The organism is Thioalkalivibrio sp. (genome assembly GCF_041690275.1).
GTDB lineage: Bacteria > Pseudomonadota > Gammaproteobacteria > Ectothiorhodospirales > Ectothiorhodospiraceae > Thioalkalivibrio.
This window is the reverse complement of the sequence record NZ_JAWLHP010000051.1, coordinates 1-14,639: the sequence shown is the minus strand read 5'-3', so window position 1 is coordinate 14,639 and position 14,639 is coordinate 1. Positions and strand designations below refer to the sequence as shown.

14 protein-coding genes and 1 tRNA gene are annotated in these 14,639 nt (G+C 70.4%); 7 read left to right on the top strand and 8 right to left on the bottom strand.

Going from position 1 to position 14,639, the window contains the following annotated elements; genetic code table 11:
- Window positions 1-239: 239 nt before the first annotated feature.
- The 3 genes from ACESMN_RS10425 to dksA all read right to left on the bottom strand — a co-directional run bounded on the left by ACESMN_RS10425 (window position 240) and on the right by dksA (window position 4,684).
- Window positions 240-3,833, bottom strand: a complete 3,594-nt coding sequence (locus ACESMN_RS10425) for a hydantoinase B/oxoprolinase family protein (RefSeq protein ID WP_373053535.1) — start codon at window positions 3,831-3,833, stop codon at window positions 240-242.
- Window positions 3,834-3,927: 94 nt separating this feature from the next.
- Window positions 3,928-4,161 (bottom strand): hypothetical protein, encoded by a 234-nt coding sequence (locus ACESMN_RS10420; RefSeq protein ID WP_373053534.1) that lies wholly within the window; start codon window positions 4,159-4,161, stop codon window positions 3,928-3,930.
- 112 nt (window positions 4,162-4,273) lie between these two features.
- Window positions 4,274-4,684, bottom strand: coding sequence for an RNA polymerase-binding protein DksA (gene dksA / locus ACESMN_RS10415; protein ID WP_373053533.1), 411 nt, complete (start codon window positions 4,682-4,684; stop codon window positions 4,274-4,276).
- Window positions 4,685-4,839: 155 nt separating this feature from the next.
- On the opposite strand from dksA, the gene ACESMN_RS10410 reads away from it, so the two are divergent.
- Genes ACESMN_RS10410 through murU form a run of 3 tightly spaced genes read left to right on the top strand, consistent with a single transcriptional unit; the run spans window position 4,840 to window position 7,339 of the window.
- Window positions 4,840-5,634 (top strand): metallophosphoesterase, encoded by a 795-nt coding sequence (locus ACESMN_RS10410; protein WP_373053532.1) that lies wholly within the window; start codon window positions 4,840-4,842, stop codon window positions 5,632-5,634.
- Window positions 5,631-6,668 carry an aminoglycoside phosphotransferase family protein gene (locus tag ACESMN_RS10405; protein ID WP_373053531.1) on the top strand — a complete coding sequence of 346 codons (1,038 nt, stop codon included), beginning with the start codon at window positions 5,631-5,633 and terminating at the stop codon, window positions 6,666-6,668. Before ACESMN_RS10410 ends, ACESMN_RS10405 begins: the two co-directional genes overlap by 4 nt.
- Window positions 6,656-7,339 (top strand): N-acetylmuramate alpha-1-phosphate uridylyltransferase MurU, encoded by a 684-nt coding sequence (gene murU / locus ACESMN_RS10400; RefSeq protein ID WP_373053530.1) that lies wholly within the window; start codon window positions 6,656-6,658, stop codon window positions 7,337-7,339. The genes ACESMN_RS10405 and murU overlap by 13 nt, the downstream gene beginning before the upstream one ends.
- A 157-nt stretch (window positions 7,340-7,496) precedes the next feature.
- On the opposite strand, the gene ACESMN_RS10395 is transcribed toward murU, so the two are convergent.
- Together ACESMN_RS10395 and ACESMN_RS10390 are read right to left on the bottom strand one after the other, a co-directional pair.
- Window positions 7,497-8,249, bottom strand: a complete 753-nt coding sequence (locus ACESMN_RS10395; RefSeq protein ID WP_373053529.1) for an anti-sigma factor — start codon at window positions 8,247-8,249, stop codon at window positions 7,497-7,499.
- Complete coding sequence (locus ACESMN_RS10390; protein WP_373053528.1) at window positions 8,242-8,787, bottom strand: RNA polymerase sigma factor; 546 nt, start codon at window positions 8,785-8,787, stop codon at window positions 8,242-8,244. Before ACESMN_RS10390 ends, ACESMN_RS10395 begins: the two co-directional genes overlap by 8 nt.
- A gap of 112 nt (window positions 8,788-8,899) precedes the next feature.
- Here ACESMN_RS10390 and ACESMN_RS10385 point away from each other — a divergent pair, with 112 nt between their 5' ends.
- The 3 genes from ACESMN_RS10385 (at window position 8,900) to ACESMN_RS10375 (ending at window position 12,223) form a co-directional block, all read left to right on the top strand.
- Window positions 8,900-9,367, top strand: coding sequence for a hypothetical protein (locus ACESMN_RS10385; RefSeq protein WP_373053527.1), 468 nt, complete (start codon window positions 8,900-8,902; stop codon window positions 9,365-9,367).
- 367 nt (window positions 9,368-9,734) lie between these two features.
- A complete protein-coding gene (locus tag ACESMN_RS10380) occupies window positions 9,735-11,171 on the top strand; it encodes a glutamate--cysteine ligase (protein ID WP_373053526.1) in 1,437 nt (478 codons plus the stop codon).
- Window positions 11,171-12,223 (top strand): M14 family metallopeptidase, encoded by a 1,053-nt coding sequence (locus tag ACESMN_RS10375; RefSeq protein ID WP_373053525.1) that lies wholly within the window; start codon window positions 11,171-11,173, stop codon window positions 12,221-12,223. The genes ACESMN_RS10380 and ACESMN_RS10375 overlap by 1 nt, the downstream gene beginning before the upstream one ends.
- A 48-nt stretch (window positions 12,224-12,271) precedes the next feature.
- Here ACESMN_RS10375 and ACESMN_RS10370 read toward each other — a convergent pair whose 3' ends face one another.
- The 3 genes from ACESMN_RS10370 to ACESMN_RS10360 form a co-directional block, all read right to left on the bottom strand.
- Window positions 12,272-12,481 (bottom strand): hypothetical protein, encoded by a 210-nt coding sequence (locus ACESMN_RS10370; protein WP_373053524.1) that lies wholly within the window; start codon window positions 12,479-12,481, stop codon window positions 12,272-12,274.
- Between the two features lie 85 nt (window positions 12,482-12,566).
- Window positions 12,567-12,643: transfer RNA gene (locus ACESMN_RS10365), tRNA-Met, on the bottom strand.
- Between the two features lie 57 nt (window positions 12,644-12,700).
- On the bottom strand, window positions 12,701-13,006 hold the full coding sequence (locus ACESMN_RS10360) for a (2Fe-2S) ferredoxin domain-containing protein (RefSeq protein WP_373053523.1): 306 nt from the start codon (window positions 13,004-13,006) through the stop codon (window positions 12,701-12,703).
- A 278-nt stretch (window positions 13,007-13,284) separates the two neighbouring features.
- Between ACESMN_RS10360 and ACESMN_RS10355 the strand changes: the two genes are divergently transcribed.
- On the top strand, window positions 13,285-14,451 hold the full coding sequence (locus ACESMN_RS10355; RefSeq protein WP_373053522.1) for a (Fe-S)-binding protein: 1,167 nt from the start codon (window positions 13,285-13,287) through the stop codon (window positions 14,449-14,451).
- Window positions 14,452-14,639: the final 188 nt, after the last annotated feature.

Here is a 14,639-nt window from a genome sequence, read left to right as displayed (position 1 = left end):
AGCGCTGGGACTGAGCCGATGGTGGGCCCGGTGTGCTTGGCCCGCGCTACTGGAGCCCCGGACGGAAGGTGGGCCCGCTGGGCTTGGCCCACCCTACTGGAGCCCCGGACGGAAGGTGGGCCCGCTGGGCTTGGCCCACCCTACTGGAGCCCCGGACGGAAGGTGGGCCCGCTTCGCTTGGCCCACCCTACTGACTGTGGCCCCCGAATGGAAGGTGGGCCCGCTTCGCTTGGCCCACCCTACTGGCCGTAGGCGCCGCCGCCGGGGGTCTCGAGCAGCACCGCATCGCCGGGTTGCACGCTGCGGCGATCGCAGGAATCGAGCACCTCCGTCGAGCCGTCCGCGCGCTCGATCACGGTGCGGCCCGCCTGCCCTGCCCCGCCTCCGGCCAGGCCGAACGGCGGCACGCGCCGCCGGTTCGCGAGGATCACCACCTCCATCGCCTCCAGGAAACGCAGGCGCCGGATCACGCCGTCGCCGCCGCGAAACCGGCCCTGCCCGCCCGAGCCGCGGCGCAGCGCGAAGGTCTCCACCCGCACCGGAAGGCGCGTCTCCAGCACTTCCGGATCAGTCAGACGCGAATTGGTCATGTGCGTCTGCACCGCGTCCGTGCCCGGAAAGCCGGGGCCGGCTCCGGAACCGCCGCAGACGGTCTCGTAGTACTGGTGATCGCCGTTGCCGAAGGTCAGGTTGTTCATCGTCCCCTGGGCGGCGGCGAGTTCCCCGAGCGCGCCGAACAGCGCGTCGGTGATCACCTGCGAGGTCTCCACGTTGCCCGCGACCACGGCCGCGGGAGCAACGGGTTGCAGCATGCAGTCCGGCGGCATCACGATATCCAGCGGCTCCATGCAGCCCTCGTTCAGCGGGATCGCGTCTGCGACCAGCGTCCGGAAGACATACAGCACCGCCGCACGCGCGATCGCCGCCGGCGCATTGAAGTTGTCGTCCCTGTGGGCGCTGGTCCCCGCGAAGTCCACCGTGATTCGTCCGCGCGCCGGGTCGGCGTCCACCCGCACGCAGACCACCGCGCCATTGTCCATCTCGTAGCGGAAACCACCGGGACGCAGGCGCGGGATGACCGCACGCACCGCCGCCGCGGCATTGCGCTGTACGTGTCGCATGTAGGCCTGCACCGTCGCGACCCCGTACTGCGCGACCATCCGCCCCAGTTCCGCCACACCGCGCGCGTTCGCCGCCACCTGCGCGTGCAGGTCGGCCAGGTTCTGTTCCGGGTTGCGCGCCGGGTACGCACCCCGGCGCAGCCGGTCCAGCAAGCCGCGGGTCTGGAACACGCCCGCCTGCACCAGCCGCGTCGGCTCGATCAGCACGCCCTCCTCCCCGAGGGTGCGCGAGAACGCCGGCATCGACCCGGGCGTGATCCCGCCGATGTCCGCATGGTGCCCGCGCGAGGCCACGTGGAACAGGATCTCGCGCTGGTCCGCGGAGAAGACCGGGGTGATCACCGTGATGTCCGGCAGGTGGGTGCCGCCCTCGTAGGGGTCGTTGAGCACGAAGGCATCGCCCGGCGCGATCGTGATGCCGAAGCGCCGCAGCACCGCCTGCACGCTGGCACTCATCGAGCCGAGGTGCACCGGCATGTGTGGCGCGTTCGCGACCAGCCCGCCGTCGGCGTCGAACAGTGCGCAGGAGAAGTCCAGCCGCTCCTTGATGTTCACCGAGTGCGCGGTGTTCTGCAGCGTGTAGCCCATCTGCTCGGCGATGGCCATGAACCGGCTGTTGAAGACCTCGAGCAGGCCCGGGTCGCAGTCGGTGCCCACGTCCTCCCGGGCCGGCAGGGCCTCGATCCGCTGCAGCAGCAGCACGTCCCCGGCACGCACCTCCGCCTGCCAGCCGGGCTCCAGCACCACCGTGCCATTGTCCTCGATCACGATCGCCGGCGCGGGCACCACCTGACCCGGGTGCAGATCCTCGCGGCGGTACAGCGGCACCAACCGCGCGGTACCGCCAAAGACCGCGTCCACGCGAGCCAGGGGCTCCGGTTCGCTGCAGCCCCCCTCCACTCCGGCGTCCCGCGCCTGTTCCCGCATCCCGGACACCGCCTCGACCACGCAGGTCGCTGCGACCAGCGGCCGGTCCGCCAGCAGGAAGCCGAAACGCTCCCGGTAGCGTTCCCGGAAGGCGGCGGCCATCTCCGGCACCGGGCCCGCGGGGACCGCCAGCGCGGTATCCGAGCCCTGATAGCGGATCTGGACCGAGGCGGTAACCCGGATGCGGTCCTTCGTCAGTCCCTGGCTTGCGAGCTCCTCGAGGGCGGCTGAACGCAGCGCGTCGGTGCAGGCCCGGACCCGCTCCCGCGCCTCCCCGGCATCGAGCGGCTGTTCCAGGCTCTGCTCGCGCAGCGCGCGGACCTCGGCGATGCCCATTCCGTAGGCGGACAGCACGCCCGCAAGCGGGTGCAGCACCACCTCGCGCATGTTCAGCGCATCCGCCACCGCACAGGCGTGTTGCCCGCCGGCACCGCCGAAGCAGACCAGCGCGTAACGGGCAACGTCGTGGCCGCGCTGCACCGAGATGGTCTTGATCGCCTGCGCCATGTGTTCCACCGCGATGCGCAGGAAGGCCTCGGCGAGCTGCTCCGGGCTGCGCCCGGGGGTGTCGCCGGCCGCCATGTCCGCCGCCATCGTGGTGAACAGTTCCCGCACCCGTTGGCGGTCCAGCGGCTGGTCCTGGTGTGGACCGAACACTGCCGGGAAGTGTTCCGGCTGCAGGCGACCCAGCATCACGTTGCAGTCGGTGACGGTCAGCGGACCCCCGCGCCGGTAGCTCGCGGGCCCGGGGTCGGCACCGGCCGACTCCGGGCCCACCCGCAGCCGCTGGCCGTCGAAGCGGCAGATCGATCCGCCCCCGGCGGCGACGGTATGGATGTCGAGCATCGGCGCGCGCAGGCGGACGCCGGCCACCTGCGTCTCGTAGACGCGCTCGAGTTCGCCGCCGTAGTGGGCCACGTCGGTGGAGGTGCCGCCCATGTCGAAGCTGATGATGCGTTCCAGGCCCGCCTGCCGCGCGACCTCCGTGGCGCCGACGATGCCGCCGGCGGGCCCGGACAGGATCGCGTCCCGGCCCTGGAACAGCGCGGCATCGGTGAGTCCGCCGCTCGACTGCATGAACTGCAGGCGTACGCCGCCCAGTGCGTCGGACACGCGGTCCACGTAACGGCGCAGGATCGGCGACAGGTAGGCGTCGACGGCCGTGGTGTCACCACGGCCCACCAGCTTGATCAGCGCGCTGGTCTCGTGGCTGGTCGAGACCTGCCCGAAACCGGCCGCGCGCGCGAGCCGGGCGATCGCCCGCTCGTGCGCCGGGTAGCGGTAGCCGTGCATGCAGACGATCGCCACCGCCCGGAGGCCGTCGGCCCGCGCCCGCTCCAGCCGCGGGCGCAGGTCCTCGAGATCCGGCGGCACCAGCACCGTGCCGTCCGCCGCCACGCGCTCGTCGACCTCCTCGACCCGCGAATACAGCTGCTCCGGGAGCACGATCCGGCGGGCGAAGATCTCCGGACGCGCCTGGTAGCCGATGCGCAGTGCATCGCCGAGGCCCCGGGTGATCACCAGCAGGGTCGGTTCGCCCTTGCGCTCCAGCAGCGCGTTGGTCGCAACCGTGGTGCCCATCTTCACGACCTCGATCGCCTCTGACGGCACGGGCTGACCGGGGGCGAGCCCCAGCGTGTCCCGAATGCCCTGCACCGCGGCGTCGGCGTAGACCTCCGGATTTTCGGAGAGCAGCTTGCGCGCGACCAGCCGTCCGTCGGGCGCCCGCGCCACCACATCGGTGAAGGTGCCGCCGCGATCGATCCAGAATTGCCAGCCGGCCATCGTCACCCCCTGTCGAGAAGACCGCGGGGCAAGGGAAGGCTCCCCTTCCGCCTGCCGGGGCCGGTTGGGGTGGGGGCCCGCCATGCAGCTGCCGTCAGCGCTCGAGTGCGTCCAGCTGCTGCCGGCGTTCTTGTGCAGAGTCCTCCATGAACTGCTGCATCTCCTGCTCGAAGGCGGGCAGGTCCTGAGGGCGCTGCGGCACGCGCGGCGCCTGCGACTCCGTCGCGCCATCCGGCGCCGCGCTCGGCCGGTCGGAAAGCCCGCCGAGTTGCCGGTACACGAGAAGCCCCACGATCAGCAGGGCGAGCAGCATCAGAATCATGCGCATGGGGCATCGACAGCGGCGGCCACGCCGTGAGACCCGTTGCTCAGCAAGCCCCTCGGCACGGCATCGACCGCGAAGGACCGCTGGCAGTGATCAGGAACCGGGCAGGCCGCCACTACTCGCCCCGGCGGTGTTCGTCCCGCTCGTGGGCCTCCTGCGCCTCGACGCTGAGCGTTGCGATCGGGCGTGCCTCCAGACGCGCGATGCCGATCGGTTCGCCGGTCTCCTCGCAATAGCCGTACTCGCCCCGGTCGATCCGGCGCAGCGCCGCGTCGATCTTGCCGATCAGCTTCCGGTAGCGATCCCTGGTGCGCAGCTCGAGCGTCGCCTCCGACTCGTGCGACGCCCGGTCGTTCGGATCCGGCTCCTGCCAGCTCTCGCTGCGCAGGTGCTCGAGCGTATCCTCCGACTCCTGGATCAGCTCCTCCCGCCACGCCTCCAGCTTGCGCCGGAAATACTCGAGCTGCTGCGGGTTCATGTACGGCTCATCCGCTGAGGGACGGTAATCCTGTGATGCCTGTTGCATGCCTCCACCCTTTACACTCGACCCGCCCCGGCCGCGTCGACGGGGCGGGAAACGGAAGTCTGTTCCCTGCAATTCGACCAGTATAGTCCAAGGCGTTACCTTTAGGCGCGCGTCCTGCGGGGCGCGCTCCGGCAACGCGACAGGAGGGCGGGCAGGTGACGACGGGGCAGGAGGTATTCACGGTGGTCCAGATCAGCGATCCGCACCTGGCCCTGCGGCCGGGCCCGATCCGTCCGGGCTACCCGGACAGCGACGCCCAGCTCGCGGCGGTCCTCGACGACGTCCTCCGGCACCAGGGCGGTGCCGATCTCGCCCTCGTCACCGGGGATCTCGCGGAAGATCCCGAGCCCGCGGTCTACCAGCGCCTGATCGAACACCTCGCGCGCCTGCCCGCGCCCATGGTCGCACTGGCCGGCAACCACGACGACCGCGGCGCCGCGCGCGACGCCTTCGTCCGCGCCGGGCACGGATTCGAGGGCGAACGGGTCCTCGGCGACTGGCTGGTGGTCGGGCTGGACTCCTGCTGGCCCGGGCACACCGCCGGACAGGTGCAGCCGCCGGAGCTTGAGCGCCTCGCGGAGAGCATCGAACGGCATCCGGGGCACTGGGTGCTGGTCGCGGTGCATCATCCGCTGGTGGCGGTCGGCAGCCGCTGGCTGGACCGGCTGGCGCTGACCAACGGAGACGCGGTGCTGGCGGCACTGGCACGCCACCCCCGGGTGCGGGCCTGCGTCTTCGGACACATCCACCAGGGCTACGACGCGATGCATGGCTCGATCCGCCTGCTCGGCTGTCCCTCGACGCTGGTGCAGTTCCTGCCGGAGGCCGCGGACTTCGCGCTGGAACCGGTGGAATCGGGCTATCGCGTACTGTGGCTGCATCAGGACGGCAGCGTGGAGACCGAACTCCGGCGCGTCCCCGGGACCCGGCCGGCCGGGCTGCCGGCATGAGCCGCGCCGCCCCGGCGGCAGTGGCGGACCCGCGGCGCGCGGCCCTCGACCGCTGGCTGCAGGACATCCACCCCGGATTCGCGCCGGCCTCCCCGCTGGGCAGCGATGCCAGCTTCCGGCGCTATTTCCGCAGCGTCCGCGACACCACCAGTCACGTGGTGATGGATGCGCCGCCGGGGCACGAGGATGTCGGGCCCTTCCTGCGGGTCGCGGCGATCCTGCGCGCACTCGGCCTGCGCGCGCCCGAGGTGCTGGCCGCGGATCGTGAGCAGGGATTCGTGCTGCTGGAGGACCTGGGGGACCGGACCTTCACCCGCGCGCTCGCGCAGGGCGTGCCCGAGGCAGACCTCTACCGCATCGCGGCCGAGACCCTGCGCAGGCTCCAGGCACGCTGGGCCGATCGCCCGGAGGCGATCGCCCCCGAGGCGGACAGGATTCCGGTGTACGACCATTCCCGGCTGCTGGATGAGGCCCGTCTGCTGGTCGACTGGTACTGGCCCGAGGTGCATGGCACCCCGGCCCCGGACACGGTCCGCGCGGGCTTCGAACAGGCCTGGCGAGAGGTGCTCGGCCGGCTGCCGGCGCTTCCGTCGACCCTGGTGCTGCGCGACTTCCACGTCGACAACCTGATGCTGCTTCCGGACGCCGGCGACGGTGAGGCCTGCGGCCTGCTGGACTTCCAGGACGCGGTGATCGGCAGCCCCGCCTATGACCTGGTGTCGCTGCTGGAAGATGCACGCCGGGACGTGTCTCCGGCCGTCGCGCAGGCGGTACTCGAGGACACGCTGGCGGCCGGACCCTGGGCCGCCGGCCCGTTCCTCCACCATTACCGCGTGCTGGGGGTCCAGCGAACGGTGAAGATCATCGGCATCTTCACGCGTCTTGCGCGCCGCGACCTGAAACCCGTCTACCAGGTCCACCAGCCGCGGCTCTGGCGCCTGCTGGAGCAGGGACTGCAGGCAGCGGAACTCGAACCGGTGGCCGGGTGGTTCCGGAGACACTTCCGGGCGGATGGACGACCTTGCGCGCGATGATCCTCGCCGCGGGGCGCGGCGAACGCATGCGCCCGCTCACCGACCGGACCCCGAAACCGCTGCTGACCGTCGGCGGCATCCCGCTGATCGAGCACGCGATCGCGCGCCTGCATTCGGCCGGCTACCGGGATCTGGTGATCAACCTCGGCCACCTCGGCGCACAGATCGAGGAGCGTCTGGGGACCGGAGAGCGCCTCGGGGTGGCCATCCGCTACTCCCGGGAACCGCCGGGTGCCCTGGAGACCGCCGGCGGCATCCGCGAGGCCCTGCCGTGGCTGGGGGAAGCGCCATTCCTGGTGATCAACGGCGACATCTGGTGCGATCATCCGCTGCGCCCGCCGGTGCTGGAGCCCGCAACGCTGGCCCACCTGGTCCTCGCAGCGAACCCGGCCCACCACCCTGGCGGTGACTTCACGCTGGAGGCGGGGCGTGTCGGTCTTTCGGGGGGGCACCGCCACACCTTCTCGGGTATCGGCTGGTACCGGCCCGAACTCTTCGCGGAGCTGCCGCGCGGGCGCCGGCCGCTCGCGCCAGTGCTGCGCGCGGCGATCGCCGACGGCCGGGTGGCCGGCGAGCTGCACACGCAAACCTGGATCGACATCGGGACCCCGGACCGCCTGGAGCAACTGGATCGGGCGTACCGCAAAGGCCACCCGGACGTGCCGGCTTGAATGCCGGGCACAGCTCCGGGCAGAGCCGGGGAAACCCTTCAGGCCCCGATCCGCAGATGCCCCCGAGCCGAGAAACGCACCCCGGGCCGCGGCGACCGTGCACCACGATGCCGGGGTTCAGCGCGCCGACCCCTCGGTGCCGTCGTATCCGGACACCTCACAGGCGGATATACGTCCAGCCTTCCGCCTGCCGCTGCGCGGCCTCCCGCACACCGGACTCCACCTCCTCCACCCAGGGCAGGAACTCGATCAGACGGTCCTCCTCGCGCTCGCGGCGCGCGCGGGACTGGCCGCAGGCGGTGACGCGAAGGTTCGGATAGTTGTACACGAGATCACGGATCCGGTTCGGAAACGGTGCGAGGTCGGTCCGGACCAGTTCGAGCGCCGTTCCGTGCACCACCAGCTGCACCTCGAGCTCCTCTCCGTCCAGCCAGGCGGTCTGGAGCATGTGCTCGATGTCGTCGAACAGCGCCGCGGCCTCGAGTCGGTCCGTCTCGGTCACATGAAAGAGGACCTGGTCGACATCCGGCCGTCCCGCCGCGACCGCGGCACTCGCCGCGACACCCGGGTCCCCGTTCCCGACCATCGGCACGGGCTCGTGCGCACCGTCGCGAGTGAACCCGATCACCGCGATCAGCACCAGCGCCAGGGCACCGATCGCTGCCACCAGCGCCGGCAGCCAGCTGCGCGGCGAGCCCGTCCGAGGCGGACGCCGAACAGCCGACGTCGGCAGCACATCCGGCCGATAGGCCATGTTCACCAGCTCCTTCAATTGGTAGAAGTCGCAGACTTCCCGGCTCAGGCTCTCGTTGGCCGAGATCGACTGCAACGCGGAGAGACGGTCCTCCGGCGAGAACTCCCCATCGACAAAGGCATTGAGGATCTCCTCGCTGGGGCGTCCTTCACTCATTGCGGGTTCTCACCAGCCTCAGCGTCGGCGACTCGGGAGCCGCCTGTTCCAGCAACAGCTTCCGCAACTGCGTGCGGGCCCGGCTGAGCCGGCTCATCACTGTGCCGATCGGCACGTCGAGCACTTCCGAGACCTCGGCGTAGGCAAAACCCTCGAGGTCGACGAGCGCAACCACCTGGCGGTGATCATCACTGAGTTGCGCCATCGCGCGGCGCACGTCCTGAACCACGCGGCTGCGTTCCGTCTGGGTCTCGGGACAGTCGCCGCAGGGCAGCTCCATCTCGTCCACGTCCACCGTGTCCTTCTGCCGGCGTCCCCAGTCCCGGTAGCAGTTGGTCATGATGCGGAAGACCCAGGCCCTCAGTGCGGCCTCGTCCTGCAAGGTCTTCAGGCGCGTCAGCGCCTTCATCATCGCTTCCTGGACCAGGTCATCGGCCAGTGCGGCGTCGTGACACCAGGCGTAGGCGGTTCGGTACAGCTGGGGCCGCATTTCGCACACCTGTTGCCGCAAACGCCGCTGTGCCAGCCACGTTGCCATCCGTCTCTCCTCGCCCGACCGTCGTCGCGATCTTGCTTGTTGTTGTGCGGTGTAAGACGCTAGTCATATAGACGCTATTCCCGGACATTGCCGGAGCCCCGGCAGGAAGACCATGGCCTTCGACCCCGAACAACTCGAGAATTCCTTCGCCTTCGACCCGGATGCAATCGCGGAACTCCGGGCCGCCTGGTCCGAACTGATCGTGGCGGTCGTCTGGGACGACCTGAAGAGCAGCTCGATCGGCGCGCTGCCCCGGCTGCGCAAGCGGGTGCTGGAGGTCGGCGAAAACCTCCGGTCGCTGCTGTCGGACCGGCGCTGGATCCCGCACGAACGCGAGCGGGTCAAGGGCGCCATGGCGGCCAGCCTGAACCTGCGCGACAGCCTGCAGCAGGCCGACCGGGCGGCGAGGCTGGTCTCGGGTGGTGCGGATCTCAAGCCCTTCGAGGAGCGATACCTGTCGTTCCGAAAGCGGCTCCTGACACTGATCGAGATCCACGAGCAGCGTTGGGGCGACCTGCTGGAAAGCCTCTACGCCGAGGACGCCGAGCCGGACGAGGATCCTGAAGACCGGCCTGATTGAGGACGAAACGCCGCGGCGTGCGTGTTGGGCACTGTCATTTCCGCTGCCACCCGCCCCGGACCATGAAAGAAAGCCGTAGGGTGGGCAAAACGAAGTGTGCCCACCGTGGATCGACACGGCCGGGACGGTGGGCCCGCTGCGCTTGGCCCACCCTACGCAGCAGGGTGGCACGCGGCCAACCGATCCTGCCCCGCCGTCCCGGGGACGGATTTGCAGATCTGTCCCTGCCCTTGGCAGCCCCGTCCGCAGGCGGGAGAGGGGGAACGGCGCGACTTTCACGTTAACATGAGGTTTCAGGGCGCCTTCGGCCTTCGGCTGACGCGCCACCCCCGGGGAATCCGGAGCACGAGGCCACACGGGGCAGGTGATGGGCGAAGACATCAGCGAGGGACGCTTCACCCTGGAGGACTATCGACGCTTCGCAAACTGCCTGGAGCGCGAGACGGAGTTGCTCGGGCACTGGTTGCGGAGCCGGGAGGAGCCCGGCTGCAGCCGTCCGCGCCTGGGCTTCGAGATCGAGGCCTGGCTGATCGACCAGGACTGCCAGCCTCTCCCCGGCAACGAGGCCTTTCTCGAGGCCTTCGACCATCCGATGGCTGCGCTCGAGCTCGCCCAGTTCAACGTCGAGCTCAATTCCAGCGTGTTCCAGACCGGGACCGAGTGCTTCTGCATGGTGCTCGAGGAACTCACCGAGACCCTGCGCCGGGCCCGGGCGGCAGCAGAGCAGATCGGCGGGACGCTGCTGATGGCGGGTACACTGCCGACCCTGCTGCCGGAGCATCTGGGGCTGCACCACATGTCCCGGCGCACCCGGTACCAGGCGCTGAACAGCGCGGTGCTGGAACGCCGCGCGCAGCGGCCGCTGCGGCTGGAGATCGAGGGCCGCGAACACCTGCGCCACCAACACACGGATGTGATGCTGGAGGCCGCGGCCACGTCATTCCAGATCCACCTGGAGACCCAGCCGACGGTCGCGCACCGGGTCTACAACGCCGCGCTCGCGGCCTCCGCACCGGTGCTGGCCGCGAGCGGCAACGCCCCGTTCCTGTTCGGCAAGCTCCTGTGGGAGGAGTCCCGGATCCCCCTGTTCGAGCAGGCGGTCGAAGTGGGCGGCTTCGGCGACTCCGCGCGCGGCCCGGTCCGCCGGGTGACCTTCGGCAGCGGCTACCTGCGCGAGAGCATCTTGGAGGCCTTCGAGGAGAACCGTCAGCACTTCCCGATCCTGTTGCCGAGCCGCCTGCCGGAGAACGACGCGACGCTTGCTCATCTGCGTCTGCACAATGGCACGATCTGGCGCTGGAACCGGCCGATCCTGGGAATCGACGCCGATGGCAGCTTCAATCTCCGGATCGAACACCGGAGCCTGCCCGCCGGACCCACCCTCGAGGACATGCTCGCGAACACCGCCCTGTTGCTGGGTCTGATCGAGCATCTGGTATCGCAGGCAGGCAACGGACACGGCGCCCTCGAGTTCGCCAGTGCCCGCGACAACTTCTACGCCGCCGCCCGCTACGGCCTAAGGAGCCGCCTGCGCTGGGAGGACCGGCAGCCGCAACCCGCCCGGCAGCTGATACTGCAGCGCCTGCTGCCCTGCGCCGCGGACGGTCTGGACCGGCTCGGCATCGATGGCAGCGAGCGCGATCACCTGCTGGGGATCGTCTCGGCCCGGGTGCAGTCCGGGCAGACCGGCAGCATCTGGCAGCAGCGCTGGGTCGACCGTCACGGCCGCGACATGAAGGCCCTGACCCGGGCCTACCGTGACTGGCAGGGCACCGGCCTGCCGGTCCACAATTGGAGTCTGTGATGTCCGATCCGCTCTTCGACGAACACGACGGCCTGCCGGAAGGCTTCCTGTCCGCCAGTCCCGGGGACCTGCACCGCATTCTGCCGCGGCCGGCCCTGATACGGCTCCCGGGGATGCGGACCCCGGCGGTGGCGGTGGTGCTGTTGCTGCACGGCAACGAGCCCGTGGGCCTGCAGGCGGTGCAGCAGCTCCTGCGACGCTACGCGGGCCGGCGCCTGCCACGGGCGCTGACGCTGGTGGTCGGCAATGTGCAGGCGGCAGCCGTGGGCCAGCGGCATCTGGACCGCCAGCCCGACTTCAACCGCATCTGGCCGGGCACGGAGCAGCCCGGCTCGCAGGAGTCGCGGATGTTCGAGCAGATCGTTGCCCGCCTGCGCGCGGACGGCCTGTTCGCGGCGATCGACCTCCACAACAACACCGGGCGCAACCCGCATTATGCCTGCGTCAACTTCCTGGACGACGGCTTCCTGAACCTGGCCGGCCTGTTCGGGCGCACGGTGGTCTATTTCACCCGGCCGCGCGGCGTGGCGTCGATGGCCCTCGCCGACATCGCGCCGTCGGTGACGCTGGAATGCGGCCACCCCAACGAAGCGGCCGGCATCCGGCACGCGCTGGAATTCATCGATGCGGTGCTGCACCTGAGCCGGTTCCCGGCCCACCCTCCGGACACCCGGTCCATCGAGGTCTTTCACACGGTCGCGCAGCTGCGCGTGCGGCCCGGCCTGCGCGTGGGGCTGGAGGAGGACGCCGACGTGGTACTGGAACCGGATCTGGACCGGATGAATTTCCGCATCCTGCCGGCCGGCAGCCGGCTGGTGCGCCAGACGGGGGCCACCTCGGACTCCCTGATCGCGACGGATTCCGAGGGACGCAACGTCACCCCGGACTATCTGGAGCAGGAGGGACCGGACGTGCGCCTGAGCCGGCCGATGATGCCGTCGATGCTGACGCTGGACACGCGGGTCATCGCACAGGACTGCCTGTGCTACCTGATGGAGCCGCTGGACCTCGCGCGGCACTCTGGCGCCGCCGCACGCACCGCGCACGGCTAGTGTCCTGAGTCAGAGGTTCGCAGCGCAGTGGCGGCGCCGCTTGCGGGTTCAGTCCTCGCGGTCGATCCGTTCCAGCACCTGTTCGACGCGATCGCCCTTGCGGTAGTAGCGCGGATCGCGGGACATTTCGGCCAGCGCGCGTTCCCGCGCCTCCTCGGTATCGAACCAGCGGAAGTACTCCCAGTCCGGCCCGAGCAGGTGGGGGGCGGACATGGTGCTGCCTTCGGGAAGCGTGATTCGGATGCCGTAGCGTTTCATGAACGAAGACAGTCTCGGGAATGAACGCGGGGCCGCGCCCGCCGTTCCATGGGCCACTTTAGCGCAGGTCGGTCGGCGAAGGGATTGGTGGCTACGCCCTGATTCGAACAGGGGACCCCATCATTATGAGTGATGTGCTCTAACCAGCTGAGCTACGTAGCCGCACGGGCTGCGAATTCTCGATTCCCGGCGGGCCAATGTCAAGCAGGGCCAGGCGCACTAGATGCGCAGCCGGTCGACCACGCGGCCGTCCCGCAGGTGCTCCTCCAGGATCTCGTCGATGTCGCGCTCATCCTGATAGGTGTACCAGACACCCTCGGGGTAGACCACCGCCACCGGCCCTTCATTGCAGCGATCGAGACAGCCCGCGGTGTTCACGCGGACCTGCCCCTTGCCATGAATCCCCATGTCCTTCGCGCGCCTCTTGGCGTAGGCCCGCAGCTCCGTGGCGCCGTGATCCTCGCAGCAGTTGCCGTCCTCGCGCATGTTGGTACAGAAAAAGATGTGTCGCTGGTAATAGCTCATGTCGCCTCCTGCCCTGAGACGACATCATAGCCACCAGTCTCCGCTCCGAACAGGCAACGGGATCCGCGATGTGGAAACAGCCTGGCGGGCCATGCGGAACCCCGCCCGTATTCCGGCATCCAGCCGGTCGTTGCCGCCTGCTGCTATCCTCTGCGGCCCGGCCTGTCTGCCGCGCCTGTGCAATGACTCCGACATCGAAAGCCTCACCACCCCCATCCAGCCGGCGAACCGGCGGTCCGCCTGCCTTCAGCGCCGAGCTGGCCGGCGCGGACCGCTGCGTGCTCTGCGGCATGTGCCTGCCGCACTGTCCCACCTACGGGGTACAGCGCGTGGAGGGCGACTCGCCGCGCGGGCGCATCACCCTGATGCAGGGACTGGCCCAGGGGCGCCTGCCGCCGGAGAACGCGCGGCTGCGCGCGCACCTGGAGGGCTGCCTCGGCTGCCGCTCCTGCGAGGCGGTCTGTCCTGCCGGGGTCCGCTTCGGCGAGTTGATGGATCACGGCCGGCACGTGCTGCACACGCATCCAGCGAGCAGGTGGCAGCGCCTCCGGGAGCTGCTGATCGGCCCCCTGCGGCGGGCGGCCCTGCGCCGGCCCGGGTTGCGCCGCGGCACCGCGCTGGCCGCGCGGCTGGCCCGCGGCTCGGGGCTGGCGCGCCTGCTGCCGCCGTCGTTGCTGCCGGGCCGGATGCTGCGGCACGTGGCCCCGTCACTGCAACGTCTGCCGGCACTGAGACCATCGGCTGCTCCCGCCGCCGCGGATGTCTGGCTCTTCACCGGCTGCATGGATGCCTTCTTCACCGGCCCCGATCTCCGCGCCGCCCTGGAACTGCTGGACGGACTCGGCGTACGCGTCGCGATCCCCCGGGGACAGGCCTGCTGCGGGGCAATCGATCAGCATCTCGGCCGGCTCGGCGACGCGGAGGCCCTGCGGACGTCGAACCTGCGGGCCTTCGCCGGCGAGCAGCGGGTGCTGGTGCTGGACAGCGGCTGCGAGGCACAGCTGCGCGAGTATCCGGCCGAGGGCTGGCAGGGCCGTGTGACCAGCCTGACGGGTTTTCTCGCCGACCTGCCGGTCGAGGAGTTCCGCTGGCGCACGGATCCCGTCCGCGTTGTCGTGCACCTGCCCTGCACGCTGCGCAACGTGACCCGGGAGACGGATGGCATCCGCGCTCTGCTGCAGCGCCTGCCGGGGGTGGAGGTGGTGACGCTCGCGCCGCCACGAAACTGCTGTGGCGCCGGCGGCACCGCGATGCTGACACAGCCGGCGATGGCCGATCCGCTCGGCCGGGAGACCCTGGAGGCGCTCCAGGCCCCGGAGCCCGGCGTGATCATCAGTCCCAACGTCGGCTGCAGCGTGCACCTGCGGGCCCTGCAGGCGGGCGGTCCCCGGATCGTCTCCCCGGCCCGGTTCCTGCGCGAGCGCCTCGCCCCCGCCCTGTCGTAGGAGGCCGGACATCCGGGCGGCATTCCCCGGCGCGGGATCGCCGGGAGGGCTCGTCTCCCACCGCGCCAGGCTGGACGCGCAGGAGCGCGCCTGCAGGGGGTCGTGGGAGGTCGTGGGAGCGGCTTCCAGCCGCGATATGCGGCGTTGCCTCAGGTGCCCAGGGCCATCGCGGCCAGAGGCCGCTCCCA

Coding starts and splice junctions, on each gene's coding strand:
- ACESMN_RS10395 (WP_373053529.1), bottom strand. CDS start 8,249: ATGAGTGAAGGACGCCCCAGCGAGGAGATCCTCAATGCCTTTGTCGAT.
- ACESMN_RS10390 (WP_373053528.1), bottom strand. CDS start 8,787: ATGGCAACGTGGCTGGCACAGCGGCGTTTGCGGCAACAGGTGTGCGAA.
- ACESMN_RS10360 (WP_373053523.1), bottom strand. CDS start 13,006: ATGAGCTATTACCAGCGACACATCTTTTTCTGTACCAACATGCGCGAG.
- ACESMN_RS10375 (WP_373053525.1), top strand. CDS start 11,171: ATGTCCGATCCGCTCTTCGACGAACACGACGGCCTGCCGGAAGGCTTC.
- ACESMN_RS10380 (WP_373053526.1), top strand. CDS start 9,735: ATGGGCGAAGACATCAGCGAGGGACGCTTCACCCTGGAGGACTATCGA.
- ACESMN_RS10405 (WP_373053531.1), top strand. CDS start 5,631: ATGAGCCGCGCCGCCCCGGCGGCAGTGGCGGACCCGCGGCGCGCGGCC.
- ACESMN_RS10370 (WP_373053524.1), bottom strand. CDS start 12,481: ATGAAACGCTACGGCATCCGAATCACGCTTCCCGAAGGCAGCACCATG.
- ACESMN_RS10420 (WP_373053534.1), bottom strand. CDS start 4,161: ATGCGCATGATTCTGATGCTGCTCGCCCTGCTGATCGTGGGGCTTCTC.
- ACESMN_RS10425 (WP_373053535.1), bottom strand. CDS start 3,833: ATGGCCGGCTGGCAATTCTGGATCGATCGCGGCGGCACCTTCACCGAT.
- dksA (WP_373053533.1), bottom strand. CDS start 4,684: ATGCAACAGGCATCACAGGATTACCGTCCCTCAGCGGATGAGCCGTAC.
- ACESMN_RS10385 (WP_373053527.1), top strand. CDS start 8,900: ATGGCCTTCGACCCCGAACAACTCGAGAATTCCTTCGCCTTCGACCCG.